This is a genomic window from Oceanobacillus aidingensis (genome assembly GCF_042654105.1).
Lineage (GTDB): Bacteria > Bacillota > Bacilli > Bacillales > Amphibacillaceae > Oceanobacillus > Oceanobacillus oncorhynchi.
On record NZ_JBHSFT010000048.1, the window covers coordinates 128,246 to 149,933 of the forward strand.

Annotated in this window: 19 protein-coding genes, 1 other RNA gene and 1 other annotated feature; of the genes, 18 read left to right on the forward strand and 2 right to left on the reverse strand. The window is 39.3% G+C overall.

Going from position 1 to position 21,688, the window contains the following annotated elements; genetic code table 11:
• Position 1: 1 nt before the first annotated feature.
• From aspS to ssrS, 3 genes are all read left to right on the forward strand, one after another.
• Positions 2–1,777 (forward strand): aspartate--tRNA ligase, encoded by a 1,776-nt coding sequence (gene aspS / locus ACFO3P_RS19200; RefSeq protein WP_256704746.1) that lies wholly within the window; start codon positions 2–4, stop codon positions 1,775–1,777.
• 176 nt (positions 1,778–1,953) lie between these two features.
• A complete protein-coding gene (gene gdhA / locus ACFO3P_RS19205; RefSeq protein ID WP_084612980.1) occupies positions 1,954–3,336 on the forward strand; it encodes an NADP-specific glutamate dehydrogenase in 1,383 nt (460 codons plus the stop codon).
• A 71-nt stretch (positions 3,337–3,407) separates the two neighbouring features.
• Positions 3,408–3,590, forward strand: a non-coding RNA gene (ssrS, locus tag ACFO3P_RS19210) — 6S RNA.
• A 95-nt stretch (positions 3,591–3,685) separates the two neighbouring features.
• On the opposite strand, the gene ACFO3P_RS19215 is transcribed toward ssrS, so the two are convergent.
• On the reverse strand, positions 3,686–4,360 hold the full coding sequence (locus tag ACFO3P_RS19215) for an RsfA family transcriptional regulator (RefSeq protein WP_042534335.1): 675 nt from the start codon (positions 4,358–4,360) through the stop codon (positions 3,686–3,688).
• A 307-nt stretch (positions 4,361–4,667) separates the two neighbouring features.
• On the reverse strand, positions 4,668–5,936 hold the full coding sequence (locus ACFO3P_RS19220; protein WP_256704745.1) for a replication-associated recombination protein A: 1,269 nt from the start codon (positions 5,934–5,936) through the stop codon (positions 4,668–4,670).
• A gap of 419 nt (positions 5,937–6,355) precedes the next feature.
• Between ACFO3P_RS19220 and cymR the strand changes: the two genes are divergently transcribed.
• The 15 genes from cymR (at position 6,356) to greA (ending at position 21,264) form a co-directional block, all read left to right on the forward strand.
• Complete coding sequence (gene cymR / locus ACFO3P_RS19225) at positions 6,356–6,781, forward strand: cysteine metabolism transcriptional regulator CymR (RefSeq protein ID WP_042534331.1); 426 nt, start codon at positions 6,356–6,358, stop codon at positions 6,779–6,781.
• A gap of 22 nt (positions 6,782–6,803) precedes the next feature.
• Positions 6,804–7,946 (forward strand): cysteine desulfurase family protein, encoded by a 1,143-nt coding sequence (locus tag ACFO3P_RS19230; protein ID WP_256704744.1) that lies wholly within the window; start codon positions 6,804–6,806, stop codon positions 7,944–7,946.
• A gap of 13 nt (positions 7,947–7,959) precedes the next feature.
• On the forward strand, positions 7,960–9,072 hold the full coding sequence (mnmA, locus tag ACFO3P_RS19235) for a tRNA 2-thiouridine(34) synthase MnmA (protein WP_042534327.1): 1,113 nt from the start codon (positions 7,960–7,962) through the stop codon (positions 9,070–9,072).
• Between the two features lie 16 nt (positions 9,073–9,088).
• Positions 9,089–9,760: a tetratricopeptide repeat protein gene (locus ACFO3P_RS19240; protein ID WP_193062270.1), complete on the forward strand. Its 672-nt coding sequence runs from the start codon at positions 9,089–9,091 to the stop codon at positions 9,758–9,760.
• 12 nt (positions 9,761–9,772) lie between these two features.
• A complete protein-coding gene (gene recD2, locus ACFO3P_RS19245) occupies positions 9,773–12,109 on the forward strand; it encodes an SF1B family DNA helicase RecD2 (protein ID WP_042534325.1) in 2,337 nt (778 codons plus the stop codon).
• Between the two features lie 65 nt (positions 12,110–12,174).
• A complete protein-coding gene (locus tag ACFO3P_RS19250) occupies positions 12,175–12,363 on the forward strand; it encodes a hypothetical protein (protein WP_084612979.1) in 189 nt (62 codons plus the stop codon).
• 183 nt (positions 12,364–12,546) lie between these two features.
• The gene (locus ACFO3P_RS19255; protein WP_052485078.1) at positions 12,547–13,611 is read left to right on the forward strand and encodes an AI-2E family transporter; all 1,065 of its coding nucleotides are present in this window, start codon (positions 12,547–12,549) and stop codon (positions 13,609–13,611) included.
• 130 nt (positions 13,612–13,741) lie between these two features.
• Positions 13,742–13,945 (forward strand) — a binding site (T-box leader).
• A gap of 52 nt (positions 13,946–13,997) precedes the next feature.
• Positions 13,998–16,640: an alanine--tRNA ligase gene (gene alaS, locus ACFO3P_RS19260; RefSeq protein WP_042534323.1), complete on the forward strand. Its 2,643-nt coding sequence runs from the start codon at positions 13,998–14,000 to the stop codon at positions 16,638–16,640.
• A 94-nt stretch (positions 16,641–16,734) separates the two neighbouring features.
• Positions 16,735–17,004 carry an IreB family regulatory phosphoprotein gene (locus ACFO3P_RS19265; protein WP_042534321.1) on the forward strand — a complete coding sequence of 90 codons (270 nt, stop codon included), beginning with the start codon at positions 16,735–16,737 and terminating at the stop codon, positions 17,002–17,004.
• On the forward strand, positions 17,001–17,426 hold the full coding sequence (ruvX, locus tag ACFO3P_RS19270) for a Holliday junction resolvase RuvX (protein WP_042534319.1): 426 nt from the start codon (positions 17,001–17,003) through the stop codon (positions 17,424–17,426). Before ACFO3P_RS19265 ends, ruvX begins: the two co-directional genes overlap by 4 nt.
• Positions 17,426–17,701, forward strand: a complete 276-nt coding sequence (locus tag ACFO3P_RS19275) for a DUF1292 domain-containing protein (protein WP_042534317.1) — start codon at positions 17,426–17,428, stop codon at positions 17,699–17,701. The genes ruvX and ACFO3P_RS19275 overlap by 1 nt, the downstream gene beginning before the upstream one ends.
• Positions 17,702–17,931: 230 nt before the next feature.
• Positions 17,932–19,050 carry an endolytic transglycosylase MltG gene (mltG, locus tag ACFO3P_RS19280; protein WP_042534316.1) on the forward strand — a complete coding sequence of 373 codons (1,119 nt, stop codon included), beginning with the start codon at positions 17,932–17,934 and terminating at the stop codon, positions 19,048–19,050.
• Positions 19,051–19,282: 232 nt separating this feature from the next.
• Complete coding sequence (locus tag ACFO3P_RS19285) at positions 19,283–19,921, forward strand: O-methyltransferase (RefSeq protein ID WP_052485077.1); 639 nt, start codon at positions 19,283–19,285, stop codon at positions 19,919–19,921.
• 21 nt (positions 19,922–19,942) lie between these two features.
• A complete protein-coding gene (udk, locus tag ACFO3P_RS19290) occupies positions 19,943–20,581 on the forward strand; it encodes a uridine kinase (protein ID WP_289584809.1) in 639 nt (212 codons plus the stop codon).
• A 206-nt stretch (positions 20,582–20,787) separates the two neighbouring features.
• Entirely contained in the window at positions 20,788–21,264 is a 477-nt protein-coding gene (greA, locus tag ACFO3P_RS19295; protein WP_042534313.1) for a transcription elongation factor GreA, read from the forward strand.
• Positions 21,265–21,688 lie beyond the last annotated feature (424 nt).

The window sequence follows — 21,688 nt, forward strand, 5'->3', positions numbered from 1 at the left end:
AATGACAGAACGTGTTTTATCTGGACACTTAACTGAAAAAGAAATTGAAAAGGAGGTCAGGCTGAAAGGCTGGGTCCAAAAACGCCGTGATCTTGGCGGACTTATATTCATTGATTTACGCGATAAATCCGGAATCATCCAAATCGTTTTTAACCCAGATTATTCCGGGGAAGCATTAGAAATAGCTGAAAGCATCCGCTCGGAATATGTAATCGATGTGGTCGGAAAACTGGTTTTACGTGACGAGGCAACCATAAATCCCGCTATTGCAACTGGTAAATTGGAAGTGCTGGCCAGTTCAATCACCGTATTGAATAAGGCAAAAAATCCGCCGTTTATGATTCAGGATGATGTAAATATTGCAGAAGATATCCGTTTGAAATACCGTTATTTAGATCTGCGCCGTCCAGGCTTGCAAGAAACGTTTAAATTACGGCATCAAACAACGCAAAGCATCCGCAACTATTTAAATAAAAATGAATTCTTAGAAATGGAAACTCCGATTTTAACGAAAAGCACGCCGGAAGGAGCCCGTGATTACTTGGTGCCAAGCCGTGTACATCCTGGTGAATTCTATGCGCTGCCGCAATCTCCACAGTTATTTAAACAATTGATTATGATGAGCGGTTTTGAACGTTATTACCAAATCGCACGCTGCTTCCGGGATGAAGATTTGAGGGCGGACCGTCAGCCGGAATTTACACAGGTTGATATTGAAACTTCCTTTTTAACAAGTGATGAAATTATGACAATGACGGAAGAAATGATGAAAGAGGTTGTTAAAGAAGTAAAGGGCGTCGATATTCAATTACCTTTACAGCGGATGCCTTATGATGAAGCAATGGATCGTTATGGCTCGGATAAGCCGGATACCCGCTTTGGGTTAGAGTTAATCCATGTATCTGATATCGTAGCTGATTCTGGGTTTAAAGTATTTAAACAGGCGGTAGAGAATGGCGGTAAAGTAGCCTTATTAAATGTGGAAGGTGCTGCTGCCGGCTACTCTAGAAAGGATATTGATAAATTAACAGAGTTTGTCAATATTTATGGTGCAAAAGGCTTAGCTTGGCTGAAAGTAGAGGAAGAAGAAGTGAAAGGCCCAATCAGCAAATTCTTGTCAGATGATGAAAAAGCAGCGATTGTGGATAAAGCCAATGCAAGCAGTGGAGATTTGCTGTTATTTGTAGCTGATAAATCAGCTGTTGTCTATGATAGTTTAGGCGCTTTACGCTTAAAGCTTGGAAAAGACTTAGGGTTAATTGATGAAGAAGCGTTTCATTTCTTATGGGTAACAGATTGGCCATTATTTGAATATGATGAGGAACTGGGCCGTTATTTTGCAGCACACCATCCATTTACATCGCCAATTGAAGCGGATAAGGAAAAATTATTGACTGATCCAATCAATGTTCGGGCAAATGCATATGACTTGGTATTAAATGGATATGAGCTTGGCGGCGGGTCCATTCGTATTCACCAAACGGAACTTCAAAACCAGATGTTTAAAGCGCTGGGATTCACAGAAGAAGAAGCAAGAGAACAGTTTGGTTTCTTGCTGGATGCACTGGAATATGGTGCGCCTCCTCATGGAGGAGTTGCGCTTGGTCTGGACCGTATCATTATGCTTCTGGCAGGACGCTCGAATCTGCGTGATACGATTCTATTCCCTAAAACAGCGTCTGCATCTGACTTGATGACAGAAGCTCCGAGTGAAGTGAGCGGAGATCAATTGCAGGAATTGTCAATTGCATTGTCAAATCATGAAATGAAAGAATAGAAATAGTAGAATATGCACGGTATTTAAAATATCGTGCATATCATTTCAGGAATATTTGCTGAAAAATGTGAATTAAAAGCAACAAATCCTCAAGAATCTTGTGTTTATTTGGTTTTTCATATAAAATATAAAAACCTTCTAGTTGAGGAATCGGTTGAAATAAATAAAGGAGATGAATGATAGAAGCCATGGAAAATAAATTACAATATCAAAACAGAACAGCAAAAGAGTACGTGCAGGGAGTCTATGAGGAACTAAAGAATAGAAACAGCCACGAGACAGAATTTTTGCAAGCAGTAGAAGAAATTGTCGAATCTTTAGAAGGCGTTTTTGAGAAGCATCCTAAATATATGGAATTAGGCATTTTAGAGAGAATTGTAGAACCAGAGCGCTTGATTGCCTTCCGTGTACCCTGGGTGGATGATGAAGGCCGGGTTCAGGTAAACCGCGGATATCGTGTTCAATTCAGCAGTGCAATCGGACCTTATAAAGGCGGGCTTCGTTTTCATCCAACAGTAAACACAAGTATTATTAAATTTTTAGGCTTTGAACAAATCTTTAAAAATTCTTTGACCGGGCAGCCTATAGGCGGAGGAAAAGGTGGATCAGATTTTGATCCAAAAGGAAAATCAGACTTAGAAATTATGCGATTTTGTCAGAGTTTTATGTCAGAATTAGCTAGACATATCGGACAGGATACAGACGTGCCTGCAGGAGATATTGGTGTGGGCGCCAGAGAGATTGGCTACCTTTACGGGCAATATAAGAAAATCAAAGGCGCTGTAGAACCAGGCGTTCTAACAGGAAAAAGCTTAGGTTTTGGAGGCAGCTTGGCACGTAAGGAAGCAACTGGTTACGGTACAGTTTACTTTGTACAGGAAATGCTTAAAGATAATGGGCAGGACTTTTCTGGCAAAACAGTTATTGTATCCGGGTCAGGAAATGTATCGATTTATGCCATGGAGAAGGCAGCTGAATTTGGGGCAAAAGTTGTTGCCTGCAGTGACTCTAATGGATATGTCTATGATAAGAACGGCATCGATGTGGAACTTGTAAAGAAAATCAAAGAGGTAGACAGAGAGCGTATTAATGTATACTTAGAAACTTATCCAAATGCAGAATACGTTGCCGGCGGATCCGTTTGGGAGATTCCATGTGAGATTGCTTTACCTTGTGCGACACAAAATGAAATCGACGAAACTGCAGCAAAAACATTAATCAAAAATGGTGTTATTGCAGTAGGTGAAGGTGCTAACATGCCATCATCCTTAGATGCAATTAACCAATTCCAGGGAAATAATGTTTTATTCGCCCCAGCGAAAGCTGCAAACGCAGGCGGTGTAGCAGTATCAGCTCTGGAAATGGCGCAAAATAGCAGCCGCGTTTCCTGGAGCTTTGAAAAAGTCGATGAAAAGCTGCAAGGCATTATGCATGATATTTATCATAATAGCATCCAAGCCGCAAATGAATATGGTAAATCAGGAAATCTTGTTGCAGGGGCTAATATTGCAGGCTTCTTGAAAGTAGCAGATGCTATGGCAGAACAAGGAATTATTTAAATAAAAAATAGGCTTTCATATATTTGAACTTTGAATCAATGTATGCTAAGATTAATTCAAATAAAACGTTAATCATCCTGATGTGTACGTTAACAATTGGTATTTTGACCGAACACCTATAAGTTAGGGAGTCCGATTGGTCTTTAAAGTGCATGCATGCCTCAAGCAGGAAGCATAAAACCTTTAAAGCAGGACACCCACCTGCCAAAAGCGGGATCAAAACTTTATTGTTTGACGGCACTATCGGGATTACGCAAAAATACTGCACATTTTTTGTGCAGTATTTTTGTATATTGAAAAAAGGAATTCCGACTCCCTCCATCATTCCAATATATATGTCTGATTCAAACTAGTTAGAGCCTTGTGCAATCTGTTCAAGATTTCCGTTTTTATCCATACGGAAGGAAGGAGAATTCACAAGATTGGTATCCTCAAAAACTGTCATCTTGCGGGCACGATCCATAATCTGGATAAATGTCTGATAATCTTCTTTCATCGCTTGCAGCTGTTGTTCCGTATCTGCTAATTTCTTTTTTAATTCTTCGACTTTTGTCTGCAAGGATTGATTCTCACTCTCTAACGATTGCATCGACGATCTCGATTGATTGGAAGTATATAATTCTTTTTTTAGTGATTTTAAATACTTAATAACAGTATCTAAATTAAATGCTGCAACCGGTTCAGCACTTGTTTGTACGGCCGGCACCTCCACGGAAGTCTCCAGTGGCGGGATATTTTCTGTGCTTTCAACAGGCTCTGCTTTGGGAACAGCCTGAATGGTTTTGTTTAAAGCTCTTTTTCTTTCTTTTCTTTGTCTTTTTGCTAAATCAATTGCATTTTCGTATTTATTACGCACTTCTGCATTCCATCTGAATCCACAAGCTGCTGAAGTACGGTTTAAATGATCTCCCACTTCTTCAAAAGCGTTCAATTGGGTGCTGCCCTCACGAATATGCCGCAAGACAGTTTCTGCCAACAGCAAATCATCTTCATGAGACCAAGCGTCTTGTCTTACTTTTACCATGTTATTCACTCCTCATAATTATAAAAATACGTAGAAAATCTGTCATCCTTTATCGTTTAATGAATATACAGTTTTTCTTACACCTGCACGTTAAAAAGTGAGATTTCCTAACGTACTAGAAAGATTATAGTAATCTCTATTCTTTCCAGAGGAGTTTAAAATTATACATTGCTTTAAAATTATAGTGTGAGTTCAAAAGTTTGATAAAATGAAGCCTCCTGTTCTTTAAAGAGAGTGAAGAGTGCAAAAAAGCCCATACACATCAGGTCTAGAATGGATGTGTATGGGCGGAAAAAGGTCACTTTATCTAATTTTTGTTAATTCGTTCATATACTTGTTTTAATGCAGTCTCAAATTTTCCTGTGTCTTTGGGTGTATAGTAGTTTCGATTTTTAATGGTGTCAGGTAAATATTGCTGTTTGATCCATGCCCCTGGGTAATTATGCGGGTATTTATAATCTGCTCCTCTGCCAAGCTTAGTTGCCCCTGAATAATGTGCATCCTTTAAATGTGCTGGAATATCACCGCTGTTGCCTTTGCGAATATCCTCCAAGGCTGCGTCCAAAGCTTTATAGGCTGTATTTGATTTGGGAGAAAGGGCTAATTCCACAATAATATTAGCTAAAGGAATCCGCGCTTCCGGAAAGCCGATCCGTTCAGCTGCTTGAACAGCAGCAATGGCGCGCGGGCCAGCCTGCGGACTTGCCAGACCTACGTCTTCATATGCAATGACAATCAGCCTTCTGGCAATACTGTCTAAGTCGCCGGCTTCAATCAGACGTCCTAAATAATGAAGCGCTGCATCCACGTCGCTTCCGCGGATTGATTTTTGAAAAGCACTTAAAACATCGTAATGAGCATCTCCGTCTTTATCGTGAGAAAAGCTTTTTTTCTGCATACATTCTTCCGCAATTTCCAGTGTTATCTCGATTTGCCCCTCTGCGTCCGGCGGGGTAGAGCTGACCGCCAGTTCCAGGCCATTTAAAGCTGATCTCAAGTCCCCATTTGCTGAGATGGCAAAATGTTCTATAGCATCTTCATGGATATGAATCGCTTTATCTCCGTATCCGTTCGATGTATCCCGGACAGCGCGCTGCAGTGCCGTTTTAACATTGTCCAGCGTTAACCCGCGTAATTCAAATAAATGACAGCGGCTCCGGATTGCCGGGTTGATGGAATGGTACGGATTGCTGGTTGTACAGCCTATCAAGGTCAGTAAATTATTCTCTAAATGCGGCAGTAAAAAATCCTGTTTTGCTTTATCCAGACGATGTACTTCATCTAAGATAAGAACTGTTTGACCTTGCATTTTAGCCTGCTCGACAACAATTTCCATATCCTTCTTTTTATCTGTAACGGCATTTAAGGTTTTGGAGGGAAGTCCGATTGTTTCTGCAAGGGCAAATGCCATGGATGTTTTTCCTGTTCCGGGAGGGCCGAATAAAATCATGGAAGAAAGCTGGTTAGCTTTTATCATCCGATCAATTATTTTCGCTTGACCTACCAGGTGTTCTTGTCCTATAATATCATCTATGTTTTTTGGTCGCATTCGAAATGCGAGTGGCTGTTTATACATGACATAACTTCCTTCATCTGTTTAGGTATCGTATTCTATTAGCTTAAAGCGAATATAGAAGAAATGCAAGAGGTTAGCAGTCATGCTATAATAGGTATTGATAATATAAATAATCAAATTTGTATAGGTGGAATTAAAAGTTGGTATAATGAAAGAATAGGTTTGAATAGAATCTTTCAGCTATTATTCGTCCGCTTGAAGACCTTTATACTTCAGGGATTAAAAAGGAAGTTTGAGTACGTTTCATAACTTGATGGAACTTTACTTGCTAAAGTTTTTCAGCGGGGCGGGCAGCTGCAGTCCCGTTTATTAGAAAAGGTAAAGTGAAGCCGGACTGTATGAGGTTTCCCTTTGTAACAACTTATTATAGTACATTATATAAATGACAGAAGATAGTTAAAAAAATTGAGGTGTAAATGATGAAAATTTCAACTAAAGGAAGATACGGACTGACAATAATGATAGATTTGGCAAAAAACGAAGGGAACGGGCCGATTTCCCTAAAGGTTATTGCAAAGGATAATGATCTGTCAGAACATTATTTAGAGCAGCTAGCTTCTCCATTAAGAAATGCTGGATTAATTAAAAGTATACGCGGTGCATATGGAGGATACCAGCTTGCTAAAAAACCGGAGGAAATTAAAGCCGGTGATGTGATTCGGGTGTTGGAAGGTCCGTTAACCATTGTGGAAGGCATGGAAAATGAGAAGCCGGCACAGGCATCCTTATGGCTGCAAATCAGAGATGCGGTAAAAGATGTATTAGAAAAAACGACTCTGGAAGATTTGGCAAATTATGATGAAAGTGATGAAGGACCTGCAGAGGCATATATGTTTTATATTTAAGGGCTGGAAAGGATTTTGACTCATGGAAGCAATATATTTAGACCATGCCGCTACTTCTCCTATGGCAAGAGGAGTTGCGGAGGCAATGATTCCTGTATATGAAGAAATCATTGGCAATGCATCAAGCGTTCATTCTTTTGGACGGAAGGCAAGGCAGCAGCTGGATGCTTCAAGGCAGGCTCTGGCAGCATCTATTGGTGCAAATGAAAAGGAACTTATATTTACAAGCGGCGGAACAGAGGCGGATAATATGGCGCTCACAGGCGTTGCAGAAGCAAACCGGAATAAAGGGAACCATATTATCACTTCCATTCAGGAACATCATGCTGCTTTGCATACAGCTGAAAAGTTAGAAAAACAAGGCTTCCGTGTAACCTATTTACCTGTTGATGAAAAAGGGCTGGTCTCGACGCAAGATGTTGAAGCAGCTTTAACGGATGATACGATTTTAGTTTCTATTATGTATGTAAACAATGAGACAGGTGTTATTCAGCCTATCAGTGAGATTGGAGAATTGCTAAAGGAGCATCAGGCTTATTTTCATACGGATGCTGTGCAGGCTTACGGTTTGCTGGATATTGATGTGCATGCACAAAACATTGATTTACTGACAGCAACTGCACATAAAATCGGCGGTCCTAAAGGGATTGGCTTTTTATATGCAAATGAAAAAGTAGCTATGAGTCCGATTCAATTTGGCGGGGAACAGGAGCGGAAACGCCGCCCCGGTACAGAAAACATTCCGGCGGCAGTCGGTTTTGAACTGGCATCGAATATTGTAATGGAAACGAAAGCTGCAAGAAATCAACAATATGAGAAATATAAACAAATTTTAATAGATACCTTTACAGAAGCCGGCATTGATTTTGGTATCAATGGAGATCCGGAGAAGACTGTCTCCACGATAATCAATGTCCGTTTTCCAGGGGCGAATGTAGAAGCACTGCTTGCCAATTTTGATTTGAGCGGTGTTGCGGCTTCAAGTGGAAGCGCGTGTACAGCAGGAAGTGTTGAGCCTTCTCATGTATTGTCAGCCATGTTTGGTTCAGAAAGTCCGGTTACGACAAATTCAATTCGATTCAGTTTTGGACTGGCAAATACAGAAGAGAATGTAAAGGAAGCGGCAGAAAGAATTGCCGGAATCGTAAAACGATTAACAAGCTAAAGGAGGGGCGGAAATGAAAGAGAATAAAAATACACGTGTTGTTGTTGGTATGAGCGGCGGTGTCGACTCTTCCGTTGCAGCACTACTATTAAAAGAACAAGGATATGATGTTGTAGGGATCTTTATGAAAAACTGGGATGATACAGATGAATTTGGAGTCTGTACCGCGACAGAAGACTTTGATGATGTTGTCCGGGTCTGTAATCAATTAGATATACCCTATTACTCAGTCAATTTTGAAAAACAATACTGGGACAAGGTATTCACCTATTTTCTGGATGAATATAAAGCGGGAAGAACGCCAAATCCGGATGTGATGTGTAATAAAGAAATCAAGTTCAAAGCATTTCTTGACCATGCGCTTTCTTTAGGGGCAGATTATCTAGCTACCGGACATTATGCGCAGGTGGCAAGAGATGAAAATGGCAGTATTCAAATGCTGCGCGGGGCGGATGACAATAAGGATCAAACTTATTTCTTAAATCAACTCAGCTCAGATGTATTAGAAAAAGTCATGTTTCCGTTAGGGCATCTGCCAAAGCCGGAGGTCCGCAAAATTGCAGCTGATTATGGTTTGGTAACGGCAGCGAAGAAAGACTCTACCGGCATCTGCTTTATTGGAGAACGAAATTTTAAAACCTTTTTAAGTGAATATTTGCCGGCACAGCCAGGAAAAATGATGACGTTGGATGGGATTGAAAAAGGAAATCATGATGGGTTAATGTACTATACAATCGGTCAGCGTCAAGGGCTTGGCATCGGCGGTTCTGGTGACCCTTGGTTTGTTGTGGGCAAAAATTTAGAAGATAATTATTTATATGTTGCACAGGGCTATCATAATGATTATCTATATTCGGACTCGCTCGTAGCAACGGATATTAATTGGGTACAGCCGGATCAAATTGAAGAAACATTTACTTGCACAGCGAAATTCCGCTATCGTCAGAAAGATTCAGAAGTAACGGTGACAGTGAAAGACGATAAAGCCTATGTCGCATTTAAAGAAAGCCAGCGGGCAATTACGCCTGGCCAAGCCGTGGTATTTTATCAAGGCGATATTTGTCTCGGCGGCGGAACGATTGACGAAATTATTAAAGATAATAAAGCATTACAATATGTTGGTTAGTAGGATGGTTTGATAAATGGATAAAAATCAGCAGGCAATTGCATTATTAAATGAAAAAAAGTATGAAGAAGCAGCACAGCTGTTTAACGACGTTATTGAAGAGTCACCCAACGATCCGCTCGGTTATATTAATTTCGGCAACCTTTTAGTGCAGCTGAATGAGACAGAAAGGGCAGAGCGCTTTTTTGAGCGTGCTGTTGAACTGGATGAAAAAGCAGCAACAGCTTATTATGGTTTAGGTAATTTATATTTTGAGAAGGAAGATTACCAGAAAGCTTCGCAAAAATTTCTAAAGGCAATTGAGCAGGGGCTGGAGGAAGCGGATGCTTACTTTATGCTCGGGATGTGCTTCCGGAATCAAGAACAGTGGAAGCTGTCTTTACCTTATTTACTGCGGGCAACCGAACTAGATTCTCAGGATGAGAGCTTTCTGTTTCAATATGGTTTGTCCTTGGCTCAGGTTGAATTGTTAGATGAAGCGCAAAAAACATTTGAAAAAGTGCTTGAATTGGATGAAGCGCATAGCGATGCTTATTATAATCTGGGTGTGATTTCTTTATTCCATGAGAAAATAGAGGAAGCTTTGCGTTATTTTGAAAAAGCACTGGAATTGCAGTCAGATCATGTCTTAGCTGCAAACGGAAAGAAAATTGCATTACAGTATATGGAGCAATTTGAGGATAAATAAGGGGTAATCATCATGGGAAACCAGATAGAAACAAAGGAAGCACTGCCTTTTGTAACAGGGAGCGTCATCAATACAATTTTTCGCAATGAGGCAGAACATTTCTCTATCGTCCGAATTAAAATAACAAAAACAAACCTTGATTATCAAGATAAAGAAATCATTGTAAAGGGGTATTTTGATCAGCTTCAGGATCAGACTGCCTATTGTTTTTATGGAGTGATGGAGAAGCATCCCCGCTATGGTTCACAATTAAAAGTACAATCCTATGAGACCATTCTGCCGACCACAAAGGATGGGCTTGTCCAATATTTATCCAGTGATTTATTTTACGGTGTCGGAAAAAAGAGTGCCTTAAAAATTGTAGAGAAGCTTGGAGAGAATGCTGTGTCTAAAATTATGGATGATCCCTCTGTTTTAGACGGCGTTTCCGGCGTATCCAAGGAAACAGGAAAAAAGCTGGCTGAGCGTCTCCGGGAAAATCAAGGATTTGAACGGGTTGCTGTTAAATTATCAGAGTACGGAATTGGTCTGAAAATGGCTCAGGTCATTTATCAGACTTATCGAGATGAAGCATTAGAGGTTCTGAAAAAAGATCCGTATCAATATGTTTTTGATATTGAAGGCTTCGGGTTCAAAATGGCAGATCAAATAGCTTCCGGACAAGGGATTTCACATACACATGAAAGCCGTATTGGTGCAGGTGTCATTTATATTCTACAGCAAAGCATTCAGGCAGGTCATGTGTATCTTCCGTTTGAAAAATGTATGCAGGAGGTTATTTATTTACTTCATCTGCCTAATCCAGACCAAGGCTCTGTTTCTGATGTAATTATGCAGTTAAATACAGAGAAAAAAGTTATTGTCATTGATGAACGTGTTTACCTGCCCTCGTTATATTATGCAGAGGATAACTTTACTGCCAGCTTGAAAAAAATTCTTACCAAACCGATAGAGGATGAAGTGCCTTTGGCGGAGCTTTTGAAGATAACGGGTGAGATTGAGGAAGAAGAGTCATTGAGCTATGGAAAAGAACAATTTGATGCCATTGTTCAGGCAATCCACTCAAAAATTATGATTTTAACAGGCGGACCGGGAACGGGGAAAACAACGGTAATCACCGGAATTATTCAAGCATTTGCCCAAATCCACGAGCTTTCTTTAAATCTATCGGATTATCAAAAGAAAGATAATTTTCCGTTTATATTAACAGCTCCTACCGGGCGGGCAGCAAAACGGATGTCTGAGTCAACTGGCTTGCCGGCTGTGACCATCCATCGATTACTTGGCTGGAACGGTATGGGCAGCTTTGAAAAAGATGAGCATGAACCATTATCCGGAAAGCTGCTGATTGTTGATGAATTTTCCATGGTTGATACCTGGTTAGCCAATCACTTATTTAAAGCTATTCCCGATACAATGCAGATTATTCTGGTTGGTGATGAAGACCAGCTTCCATCGGTGGGGCCGGGTCAGGTTTTAACTGATTTGATGAAAAGTGAGGTATTGCCGGTTATTTCATTAACGGATGTATATCGTCAAAAAGAGGGCTCTAAAATTATTCAGCTTGCCCACCAAATTAAAAACACCGATTGTGATAAAAATTCGTTGGAGAATGCGCGTGATTTCAGTTTTATTTCCTGTCATGATTATCAGATGACAGATGTGTTGACATCTATTATTGATAAAGCGCAAAAAAAAGGAATTGATTCTTCTTCTATTCAGGTGCTGTCTCCCATGTATCGTTCGCAAGCTGGCATTCATGCAATCAATGAAGCATTGCAGCAATTGATTAATCCTCCCGGCGAGAAAAAACGGGAGATTGCATTTCAGGATGTGGTTTATCGTGTCGGCGATCGTGTAATACAGTTAATCAATCAGCCTGAGGATGGCATATACAATGGGGACATTGGAGAGATTGTCGCCATGTTTAAACCGGAAGAAAATGCAGAGAATGAAGAACAGATTGTAATTGCATTTGAAGATAAAGAAGTTGTTTTCATTCGAAAAGATTATAATAACTTTACTCATGCGTTTTGTATTTCCATTCATAAATCACAGGGAAGTGAATTTCCAATTGTGATTCTTCCGGTGGTTTATTCACACCACCGCATGTTGCGAAAAAATCTTTTGTATACAGCAATTACAAGAGGAAAAGAGTCATTGATTATTTGCGGTGAAAAAGAGGCCTTTATTAAAGGTGTGCAAACGGAAGATACGAATCGCAGATATACTTCATTACAGGAAATGCTGCACATTCAATTAGCGAATCAAAAAGCGGAGAAGAAGGAATATGAAACGGTAGAGGACATCCCGGAGGAAGAACTGTCTCCCTACGATTTTATGGATTAAATGTATAAATATTTTTATTTGGGGCAATACTTGGACTGATAGAAGCAGAAAAAGGATGAAGATGTATGCTAGTATGTCCAAATTGCCGGGAAAAACAAATAGGAAAATTAAGCCCCACAAGTTATTATTGCTGGGTGTGTTCGATTGAATTAACAGTGTCTGGAAAGGAAGTACACATCCACCAGGTAGAAGCGGACGGGACACTCAGTTCATTAGACGATCTATTTTCAAAAGAAGAAAGAAGATTATTATAATATGGGTTTCTAAATCGGGCAATGGTTTTCGGCGGGGCGAGTAACCGCAGTCCTAGCCCCATCGGAAAAACCACGTCAGCTAAAAAGAAAAAGTTCGCCGATTATCATTTAGTAACTTTTTGAACATCCTATTATAAACTCCCAGTCTGTTGGTTACACTACCATGGACTGGGAGTGATTATTATGTGGAAAAAAATAAAGGCAAAGCAAGTCATCTATTTCCTTGTGATTGCTATCCTTTCTTTTATTCTTTTATATTTTTTAGCTATCACCAAACCATATTATGCGGCATTTTTTTCCTTTGTCTTTAAGCTGGTGCTTCCATTTTTGATTGCCGGAATTTTGGCTTTCTTGCTGCACCCATTGATTGAGTGGCTGCATCGATACCGGATTCATCGCGGGATCGCAATATTAGTGATATATCTGCTTTTTTTTGGAGGTGCCGGCTACGCAATATATCGCGCGTATCCATTAATTGTTGAACAGGTGAAGGAAATGAGCCGTAACTTTCCAGAATTTATCGCGCTGTACCAAGACGGGTTAAATAAGGTATATACCTCTACTGCTTTTTTACCGGAGACCGTACATGACAGGATGGATATGTTTATTCAATCCCTAGAGAATGCGATGAACAACTTTTCAGGGAAAATCATCGGCGGTTTTAATGGAATGATGGATGCGGTTATTCTCTTAACGATTATCCCGGTCCTTGTCTTTTATTTCTTAAAGGATTATCCATTTATCAAATCCTTTCTGTTTCGACTTATCCCGTATAAATATCGAAGCGACACAGGAAATGTATGCAAAGAAATAGGGAAAGGACTCGGCGGTTATATTCGTGGACAGTTTATTATCAGCGCAGCAGTCGGCGTTATTTCCACCTTGAGCTGGATGTGGTTAGATTTACCTTATGCTTTATTGCTGGGAATCATTTTGGCAATCGTCAACATCATTCCTTATTTTGGTCCGATCCTTGGTGCTATCCCGGTAGTAACCGTTGCTTATATGGTTGAACCGGAAAAAGCATTATTCGTTATCGTGATCATCTTTGTCATTCAATTGATTGAGAGTAATCTGTTATCGCCATATATAATGGGAAAAACAGTAAAGATTCATCCGATCGGCATTATTTTCGCCTTGTTATTAGGCGGACAACTGGCCGGCGTCATTGGTATGGTTATTTCAGTCCCTGTTTTTACCATGTTGAAAGTATTGATTCAGCAGTATCAGGTTTCAAAAGCCGGCTAAATTAGAAATAAGTATTTCATTATGTATTTTCTAAAGGCGAAAAATTGACATACAGCGGAAAAATCACTATAATAACGCTATAATCATACAAACAACAGGAAATGATAAAAAACTGTCATTTTTAATCATGTAGAACACGTTGAAGGTATTAAGTACATGACATGATATTTCAAGAGAGGGACTCCCCCGGCTGAAAGGAATCCTAATTATACTGTTATGGAAAGCTACACTGGAGTACGGCTAATCCCCGTCGGTATCATACCGTTATAATGATGAAAGTGATGAACATGGATTGTTCATAATAAGGGTGGTACCGCGAAATCTCGTCCCTGCAATGATGCAGAGAGGAGATTTTTTGTTTGATAAAAAAAGGAGGGAAAATGATAATGAAATTTTTAAGTTCCGCAGAAATTCGGCAAATGTTTATTGATTTTTTTAAAGAGAAAGGGCATCAGGTTGAACCAAGTGCTTCTTTAGTACCGCATGAAGACCCTACGCTTCTTTGGATTAATAGCGGGGTGGCAACATTAAAAAAATATTTTGACGGCCGGATTATCCCGGATAATCCTAGGATTGTGAATGCACAAAAAGCAATACGTACAAATGATATTGAAAACGTCGGTTTTACAGCGCGTCACCATACGTTTTTTGAGATGCTAGGAAACTTCTCCATTGGTGATTATTTTAAAGAAGAAGCGATTGAATGGGCATGGGAGTTTTTGACAGATGAGAAATGGATAGGTTTTGATCCGGAAAAATTATCTGTCACGGTTCACCCGGAAGATGATGAAGCGTATGATCTTTGGCTGCAAAAAATTGGTCTGCCAAAAGAGCGGATCATCCGATTGGAAGAAAACTTCTGGGATATTGGAGAAGGCCCAAGCGGACCGAATACCGAGATTTTTTATGATAGAGGCGAAAGCTATGGAAATGACCCGGCTGATCCAGAACTTTATCCGGGGGGAGAAAACAGCAGGTATTTAGAGGTTTGGAATCTCGTGTTTTCGCAATTTAACCATAATCCAGACGATACGTATACACCGCTGCCAAAGAAAAACATTGATACAGGAATGGGATTAGAACGGTTAACCTCCATTATTCAAGAGGTACCTACAAACTATGAAACAGATTTATTTATGCCGATTATCCAGGCAACGGAAATGATTGCAAACAGCAAATATGGGGAGGATGATGCAGCGGATACGGCATTTAAAGTAATTGCTGATCATATTCGAACAGTCAGCTTTGCCATTGGTGATGGGGCCATGCCGTCGAATGAAGGCAGAGGTTATGTCCTGCGCCGGCTGCTTCGCCGTGCTATCCGTTTTGCGAAGGACCTTAATATCCATGAAGCCTTTATGTACCGTCTTGTTCCGGTAGTAGCTGAAATTATGAAAGATTTCTATCCGGAGGTTGTAAAGGAAACAGACTACATTCAAAAAATAATTAAAGTGGAGGAGGATCGCTTCCATGAAACGTTAAATGATGGATTAGAAATCTTAACCAAACTTATGGAAGCAGAAAAAGAAAAAGGAAGCACGATATTTCCTGGGGAAGAAGTATTCCGCTTATATGATACGTACGGTTTTCCAAAGGAATTAACAGAAGAATATGTAGAAAAACTTGGTTTTACTGTGAATCAAGAAGGCTTTGAAAATGAAATGAAGCTGCAGCGTGAAAGAGCAAGAAATGCACGGCAAAAAGTGGATTCCATGCAGGTTCAAGACACTGTTTTTTCAACGATAGATGTAGAAAGTGAATTTGTAGGATATTCTTTATTAGAAAAAGAAACGGTCATTCAAGCAATCATTCAGGGCAAAGAAACAACAGAATCTGCAGAAGCAGGACAAGAAGCATATATTCTGCTGAAGGAAACGCCATTTTATGCGGAAAGCGGTGGGCAGGTTGCTGATATTGGTTTCATTCAAACAGATCATGCCTATGCGGTCGTTACGGATGTGCAAAAGTCTCCAAATGGCCAGCATATACACCGTGTAGAAGTAAAAGAGGGCGTATTACAGGTTGGGGAGCAAGCAGAAGCGGTTGTTGACCGTGCATTTCGGAATGATGTCATTAAAAACCATACGGCGACGCATTTACTTCATCAGGCATTAAAAGATGTACTGGGTTCTCATGTTAATCAGGCAGGTTCATTGAACGGGACCAATCGTCTCCGCTTTGATTTTTCTCATTTCAGCAGTGTAACGGATGAAGAACTGGATGAAATCGAAAAAATAGTAAATCAAAAAATATGGGAATCGATTCCGGTTGTGATTGAAACAAAAGGAATTGAAGAAGCAAAAGCGATGGGGGCAATGGCCTTATTCGGTGAAAAATATGGCGATGTTGTCCGGGTTGTTCAAATCAATGATTACAGTATTGAGCTGTGCGGCGGATGCCATGTGAGCAATACAGCTGAAATAGGCTTGTTTAAAATCGTATCAGAAAGCGGCATAGGTGCAGGTACAAGAAGGATTGAAGCTGTTACAAGCAAAGAAGCTTACAGCTATTTAAATAATAAAATCGAATTGTTGAAGCAGTCAGGTACATTATTAAAAGCTAAAGACGAGCAGATTCCGCAAAAAGTGACTGCTTTACAATCGGAATTAAAAGAAACACAAAAACAGGTAGATTCACTGCAGGCTAAACTATCTAATCTCGAAGCATCTTCTATTTTAGATGAAATAAAAGAGGTAAATAATGTAAAAGTTCTGGCTAAACAAGTCGATGTAAAAGATATGAATCAGTTACGTTCGATGGTAGATGAATTAAAACAAAAAATAGAATCAGGTGTAATTCTTCTCGCAGCTGTCAATAATAATAAAGTACAGCTTATTGCAGGAGTGACAAAAGACCTGATGAAACAAAATCTCCATGCCGGAAACTTGGTGAAGCAGGCAGCTGCAATTTGCGGCGGCGGTGGTGGTGGCCGTCCGGATATGGCACAGGCTGGGGGAAAAGACCCATCTAAAGTTACAGAAGCATTACAAAGTGCTTTAACTTATGTAACAGACGTGACAAATGCTTAATCCTTGGTTGTATGTTTTCTCGTTAATAAGTATAATGATAGAGATAAACATGTTAAAATAGAAGTAGAAGGTTAATGAAGGACGAGGTGTCATTATGAGTTCAATTGATAAAACAATGAAATTCAACTTTTCCGAAGAACCATTTGACCAGGATATTAAAAAGATTTTAATGACTGTTCATGAATCATTACAGGAAAAAGGATATAATCCGATCAATCAGATTGTCGGATACCTATTGTCAGGTGATCCTGCATACATTCCTAGATATAATGATGCGCGTAATTTGATACGTAAAGTTGAACGGGATGAAGTTATTGAAGAACTTGTAAAGTTTTATCTAGAACAGAATAAGGAGAATTCATGAAAGCGATAGGTTTAGACGTGGGTTCAAAAACAATAGGTGTTGCCGTAAGTGATGCCCTTGGCTGGACAGCGCAAGGGTTAACCACTATTTATTGGGATGAGAATGAATTTGAATCTGCAGATGAAGAACTAAAGGGTCTGATTGAGGAAAATGAAGCATCTCTGATTGTAATCGGACTCCCTAAAAATATGAACGGCACGATTGGTGAAAGAGGCGAGGCGTCCGAGCGCTATGCTGCGTATGTAAAGGAAAAGTATGAATTGCCTGTGGTATTATGGGACGAGCGTTTAACCACGATGGCAGCGGAACGTGTACTGCTGGAAGCGGACATGAGCCGTAAGAAAAGGAAAAAAGTAATTGATAAGATGGCAGCTACAATGATTTTGCAGGGTTATCTAGATTCAAAAGGAGGCATTATGTAATGACATTAGAAGAAAAAGAACGCATTATTATCCCCGACGAAAATGGGGACGAGCATTTGTTTGAAGTGCTATTCACCTTTGATGTGGATGAAACAGAACAATCTTATATTGCTGTCGTGCCTGCTGAACAAGCAGAGGATGAAGAGGTAGAGGTATACGCATTCCGTTACGAAGAACAGGAGAATGAAGATTTTACCCTGTACCCGATTGATTCCGATGAAGAGTGGAGCATGGTAGAGGAAATGTTAAACACATTAGCTGAAGAAGAAGAGTAAAGAGATAAAAGAAAGCTGACATTCACATTTTGTGACATCAGCTTTCTTTTCCCGTGTAATTGCTGCTTTCTATCCCTTTTCATACCTGCTGAAATATATATTTTTTTCAAAATTCCTGTTGAAAATGAATCTTTTTGTTTAAGATGTAGAAGGATGAAATAAAATAACAGGAATATTGGATAATTTTATATGAATTTAGTATAATGAAGCGGATGAAAGGGGGACACAGAGTGTCAAAAGATGACAAGCATAACGGATTCCAAAAGAATCTTATACAAAGAGCAAAAGATGCTTCTAAAGTAAGAAAGATTGTCGCAATTATTATTGTTTGTTTTACGCTCATCTTAATAATCGGCGGAATTTCAGGTTATTTATATATTCATTCTGCACTACAGCCTATTGATGAAGAAAATTCAACTCCTGTAGAAGTGGAAATCCCGATTGGGTCTTCCAGCTCAACGATAGCCGGGATACTTGAAGAAAACGGAATTATCAAGGATGCCCGTGTATTTCGTTTTTATACAAAATTTAATAATGTGAACGAATTTCAAGCTGGAAATTATACATTCAATACAGCCATGAGCATGGATGAAATTATTGAATCGCTGCAGCATGGAAGAATTATTGTCGATGCGGTCCATACTATTACAATCCCTGAAGGATTGACTGTAGACCAAATTGCTGAAATATATAGTGAGCAGCTTTCTTTTTCGGAGGAAGATTTCCTGGAGGTTGCCAATGATCCAGATTTTATTGAGGAATTAATGGAGGAATATCCTTCCTTACTGACGGAGGATATTCTGGATGAAGATATTCGTACCCCTTTAGAAGGTTATATGTTTGCTTCCACTTATGAGTTTTATGAAGAAGAACCATCCATTGAATCGATAATAGATCGTATGGTAGAACAAACAAATTCTATCTTCCAGCAATATGAAGGAGAGATTGCAGATCGAGGTTTTACTCCACACGAAGCGATAACCTTTGCATCCGTAGTGGAAAAAGAAACTGCTCATGAAGAGGAGCGCGCACAAATTGCCGGCGTATTCCAGAATCGTTTGGATGAGGATATCCAGCTGCAGACAGATCCAACGGTATTGTATGCAAAAGGAGAACATCAAGCAGTGGTCACCTTTGATGATTTAGAAACCGAGTCACCTTACAATACCTATTTGGTGGATGGACTGCCGGTAGGCCCGATATCGAATTTTGCGGAAAACTCCTTGAAAGCAGTAATCTCACCGGAAGATTCCGATTATCTGTATTTCTTACATGATGAAGATGGTAATATTCATTTTGCTGAAACATTTGATGAACATGTAGAAAACCGGGAAAAATATATCAATTAAAGTGTGTTCCAAAAGTGCTCACTCTTAAACGGACTAATGGAGAGCTTCTCCATTTTCCGTTTTCTTTTTTAGCCGTCAGGAAAGGGTCGTGTTTTTCTAAGAATTGGTTGCGATTGCTCAACCCGTCATGCCCTCACAGCGGTTGTTAATATTAAAAATAAAGCTGCATTGTCACCCATCGATTTTGGTGAAGAACCAATTATAATGGTTGAATGTAAAAGGAAATGATGAAATGGAAAAAGATATCGAGAGCTACTTGGAAAATCTGCTTCCTGCTTCTTCAGGAGCTGCAGACGTTCTTGAAAAATATGCCGAAATCAATCATGTGCCGATTATCAACCGGAGCAGCATGCATATGATTAATCTTATTTTAAAGATGAAGCAGCCGGAAAAGATTTTAGAAGTAGGCACAGCGATTGGTTATTCCGCATTGCGTATGCTGGAAGGAGCGTCAAAAGCAAATATCGTTACCATTGAAAAAGATGCCAATCGTTATCAGGAAGCAATCACAAATATCAAGGAACAGAAACGTGATAATCAAATCGAAGTTATTTTTGGAGACGCCGCAGAAGTCATGCAGGAATTAGCTGAAAAAAAATTACAGTATGATGTTATTTTTATTGATGCAGCAAAAGGGCAATATCAAGTTTATTTTGATTTAGCAGATAAAATGCTGATGCCCGGAGGTGTATTGATTACCGATAATGTATTATTTCGGGGCATGGTCTTCTCGAATGAAGAGGTGCCTAAAAAATATAAAACACTGGTACGGAAATTAAGATCGTACAATGAGATGCTAGTGAATCATCCGGATTATCATACATCGATTATACCGATGGATGATGGTGTCTCCATTAGCTATAAAAAGTAAGGTGTGTAAGGAGTTAGCAGCATGGAAAAAAATAAACCCGTTGTAATCGGTGTTGCCGGGGGAAGCGGCAGTGGAAAAACCTCCGTTACAAGAGCTATCTATGAGCGTTTTAAGGAAACGTCCATCCTGGTAATTGAGCAGGATGCATATTATAAGGATCAGTCGCATCTTCCTTTTGAGGAAAGATTAAAAACAAATTATGACCATCCCTTGGCATTTGATAACGATTTATTAGTAGAGCATCTTCAACAATTACTTGAATATAAATCAATTGAAAAGCCTATATATGATTATAAGGTGCATAACCGTTCAACAGAAACAATCCATGTTGAGCCCAAAGAAGTCATTATCGTTGAAGGAATTCTGATTTTAGAGGATGCTAACCTCGTTGAATTAATGGATATAAAAGTATTTGTCGATACCGATGCAGATTTGAGAATTATCCGCCGGCTATTAAGAGACATTAAAGATCGCGGGAGAACATTGGATTCAGTCATTGACCAGTACATTCAAGTGGTCCGGCCGGCACATATGCAATTTATTGAACCGTCAAAACGATATGCAGATTTGATTATTCCAGAGGGCGGAGAAAATCATGTTGCAGTGGATATTATGGCATCTAAAATTGAAAATATCTTAGTAAAGAATTCAAATTTATAATTATTTTTCTTGATATTTTAGGTAATATCTGCCATAGTATTGATTAGTATATTTTGAAGAGTTAGCACATAAGCTATATAGCCAATTTTATTAATTAAATTATATATACTAGGAATAGGCAGCTGTGTTCTTTTGGATAAACCAGGTTTGAGAATAAGCTGCGATTATTACCAGATAGAAAAGAAATTAGAAGGAGTGTTTAGAAGATGGCTGCAGAAAAAAGCTTTTACATGACACAAGAAGGGAAAGACAAGTTAGAGGAAGAATTGCATTATTTAAAAACGGACCGTCGCCAAGAGGTCGTTGAAAGAATAAAAGTAGCTCGTGATTTCGGAGATTTGTCCGAGAACTCGGAGTACGATGCGGCAAAAGATGAGCAGGCGTTTGTGGAACAGCGTATTACCCAAGTAGAAAACATGATTCGCAATGCCGTAATTATTGAGAATGATAATGAAGATCCTAATGTAGTCGGAATGGGAAAATCAGTTACATTTGTGGAATTACCTGATGGGGATGAAGAAACATATACTATCGTCGGCAGTGCAGAAGCTGATCCCTTTGAAGGGAAAATTTCCAATGATTCTCCAATGGCAAAAAGCCTGTTAGGACAAGAAATTGGACAGGAAGTTTCCGTAGCTACACCAGCTGGAGACATTGAAGTCCGCATAACCAATGTTGAATAAAAATTGGAAAGCGTTTGCGTAAACTTTTATCTCATTGAAGCTGCTGAGAAAAAGGTATTATCTTTGACCAGTAGAAAGGTTATCCAAACGTATATTTTTGAAGTACGAAAACTTACAGTTAAACACAACTGTAAGTTTTCGTACTTCTATATATTTCTATATTGTTTGAAAATATAAACCTGTTTGCTGTATTAATGCGGCGATGTTGTAAAACAGGAACCGCAATAGTTTTCTAATTAAAACGTTAAAAACCAAACAATCTGTACGAATAGTATTACATACCCGAATTTTTAAGGATTTAAATAAGGTGTCTATCTTCATCACATTCTCTTAATCCTTTAAGTTTAAACAAGAAATAAACAGTAATTTTGTGCTAAAATAGAATAGACAAAAATCGCTGGATTCGATAGGATAGTATAAAGTA

Excerpts from the sequence above, each read along its gene's own strand:
- aspS (WP_256704746.1), top strand. The coding sequence starts at position 2 with ATGACAGAACGTGTTTTATCTGGACACTTAACTGAAAAAGAAATTGAA.
- gdhA (WP_084612980.1), top strand. The coding sequence starts at position 1,954 with ATGATAGAAGCCATGGAAAATAAATTACAATATCAAAACAGAACAGCA.
- ACFO3P_RS19215 (WP_042534335.1), bottom strand. The coding sequence starts at position 4,360 with ATGGTAAAAGTAAGACAAGACGCTTGGTCTCATGAAGATGATTTGCTG.
- ACFO3P_RS19220 (WP_256704745.1), bottom strand. The coding sequence starts at position 5,936 with ATGTATAAACAGCCACTCGCATTTCGAATGCGACCAAAAAACATAGAT.
- cymR (WP_042534331.1), top strand. The coding sequence starts at position 6,356 with ATGAAAATTTCAACTAAAGGAAGATACGGACTGACAATAATGATAGAT.
- ACFO3P_RS19230 (WP_256704744.1), top strand. The coding sequence starts at position 6,804 with ATGGAAGCAATATATTTAGACCATGCCGCTACTTCTCCTATGGCAAGA.
- mnmA (WP_042534327.1), top strand. The coding sequence starts at position 7,960 with ATGAAAGAGAATAAAAATACACGTGTTGTTGTTGGTATGAGCGGCGGT.
- ACFO3P_RS19240 (WP_193062270.1), top strand. The coding sequence starts at position 9,089 with ATGGATAAAAATCAGCAGGCAATTGCATTATTAAATGAAAAAAAGTAT.
- recD2 (WP_042534325.1), top strand. The coding sequence starts at position 9,773 with ATGGGAAACCAGATAGAAACAAAGGAAGCACTGCCTTTTGTAACAGGG.
- ACFO3P_RS19250 (WP_084612979.1), top strand. The coding sequence starts at position 12,175 with ATGCTAGTATGTCCAAATTGCCGGGAAAAACAAATAGGAAAATTAAGC.
- ACFO3P_RS19255 (WP_052485078.1), top strand. The coding sequence starts at position 12,547 with ATGTGGAAAAAAATAAAGGCAAAGCAAGTCATCTATTTCCTTGTGATT.
- alaS (WP_042534323.1), top strand. The coding sequence starts at position 13,998 with ATGAAATTTTTAAGTTCCGCAGAAATTCGGCAAATGTTTATTGATTTT.
- ACFO3P_RS19265 (WP_042534321.1), top strand. The coding sequence starts at position 16,735 with ATGAGTTCAATTGATAAAACAATGAAATTCAACTTTTCCGAAGAACCA.
- ruvX (WP_042534319.1), top strand. The coding sequence starts at position 17,001 with ATGAAAGCGATAGGTTTAGACGTGGGTTCAAAAACAATAGGTGTTGCC.
- ACFO3P_RS19275 (WP_042534317.1), top strand. The coding sequence starts at position 17,426 with ATGACATTAGAAGAAAAAGAACGCATTATTATCCCCGACGAAAATGGG.
- ACFO3P_RS19285 (WP_052485077.1), top strand. The coding sequence starts at position 19,283 with ATGGAAAAAGATATCGAGAGCTACTTGGAAAATCTGCTTCCTGCTTCT.
- udk (WP_289584809.1), top strand. The coding sequence starts at position 19,943 with ATGGAAAAAAATAAACCCGTTGTAATCGGTGTTGCCGGGGGAAGCGGC.
- greA (WP_042534313.1), top strand. The coding sequence starts at position 20,788 with ATGGCTGCAGAAAAAAGCTTTTACATGACACAAGAAGGGAAAGACAAG.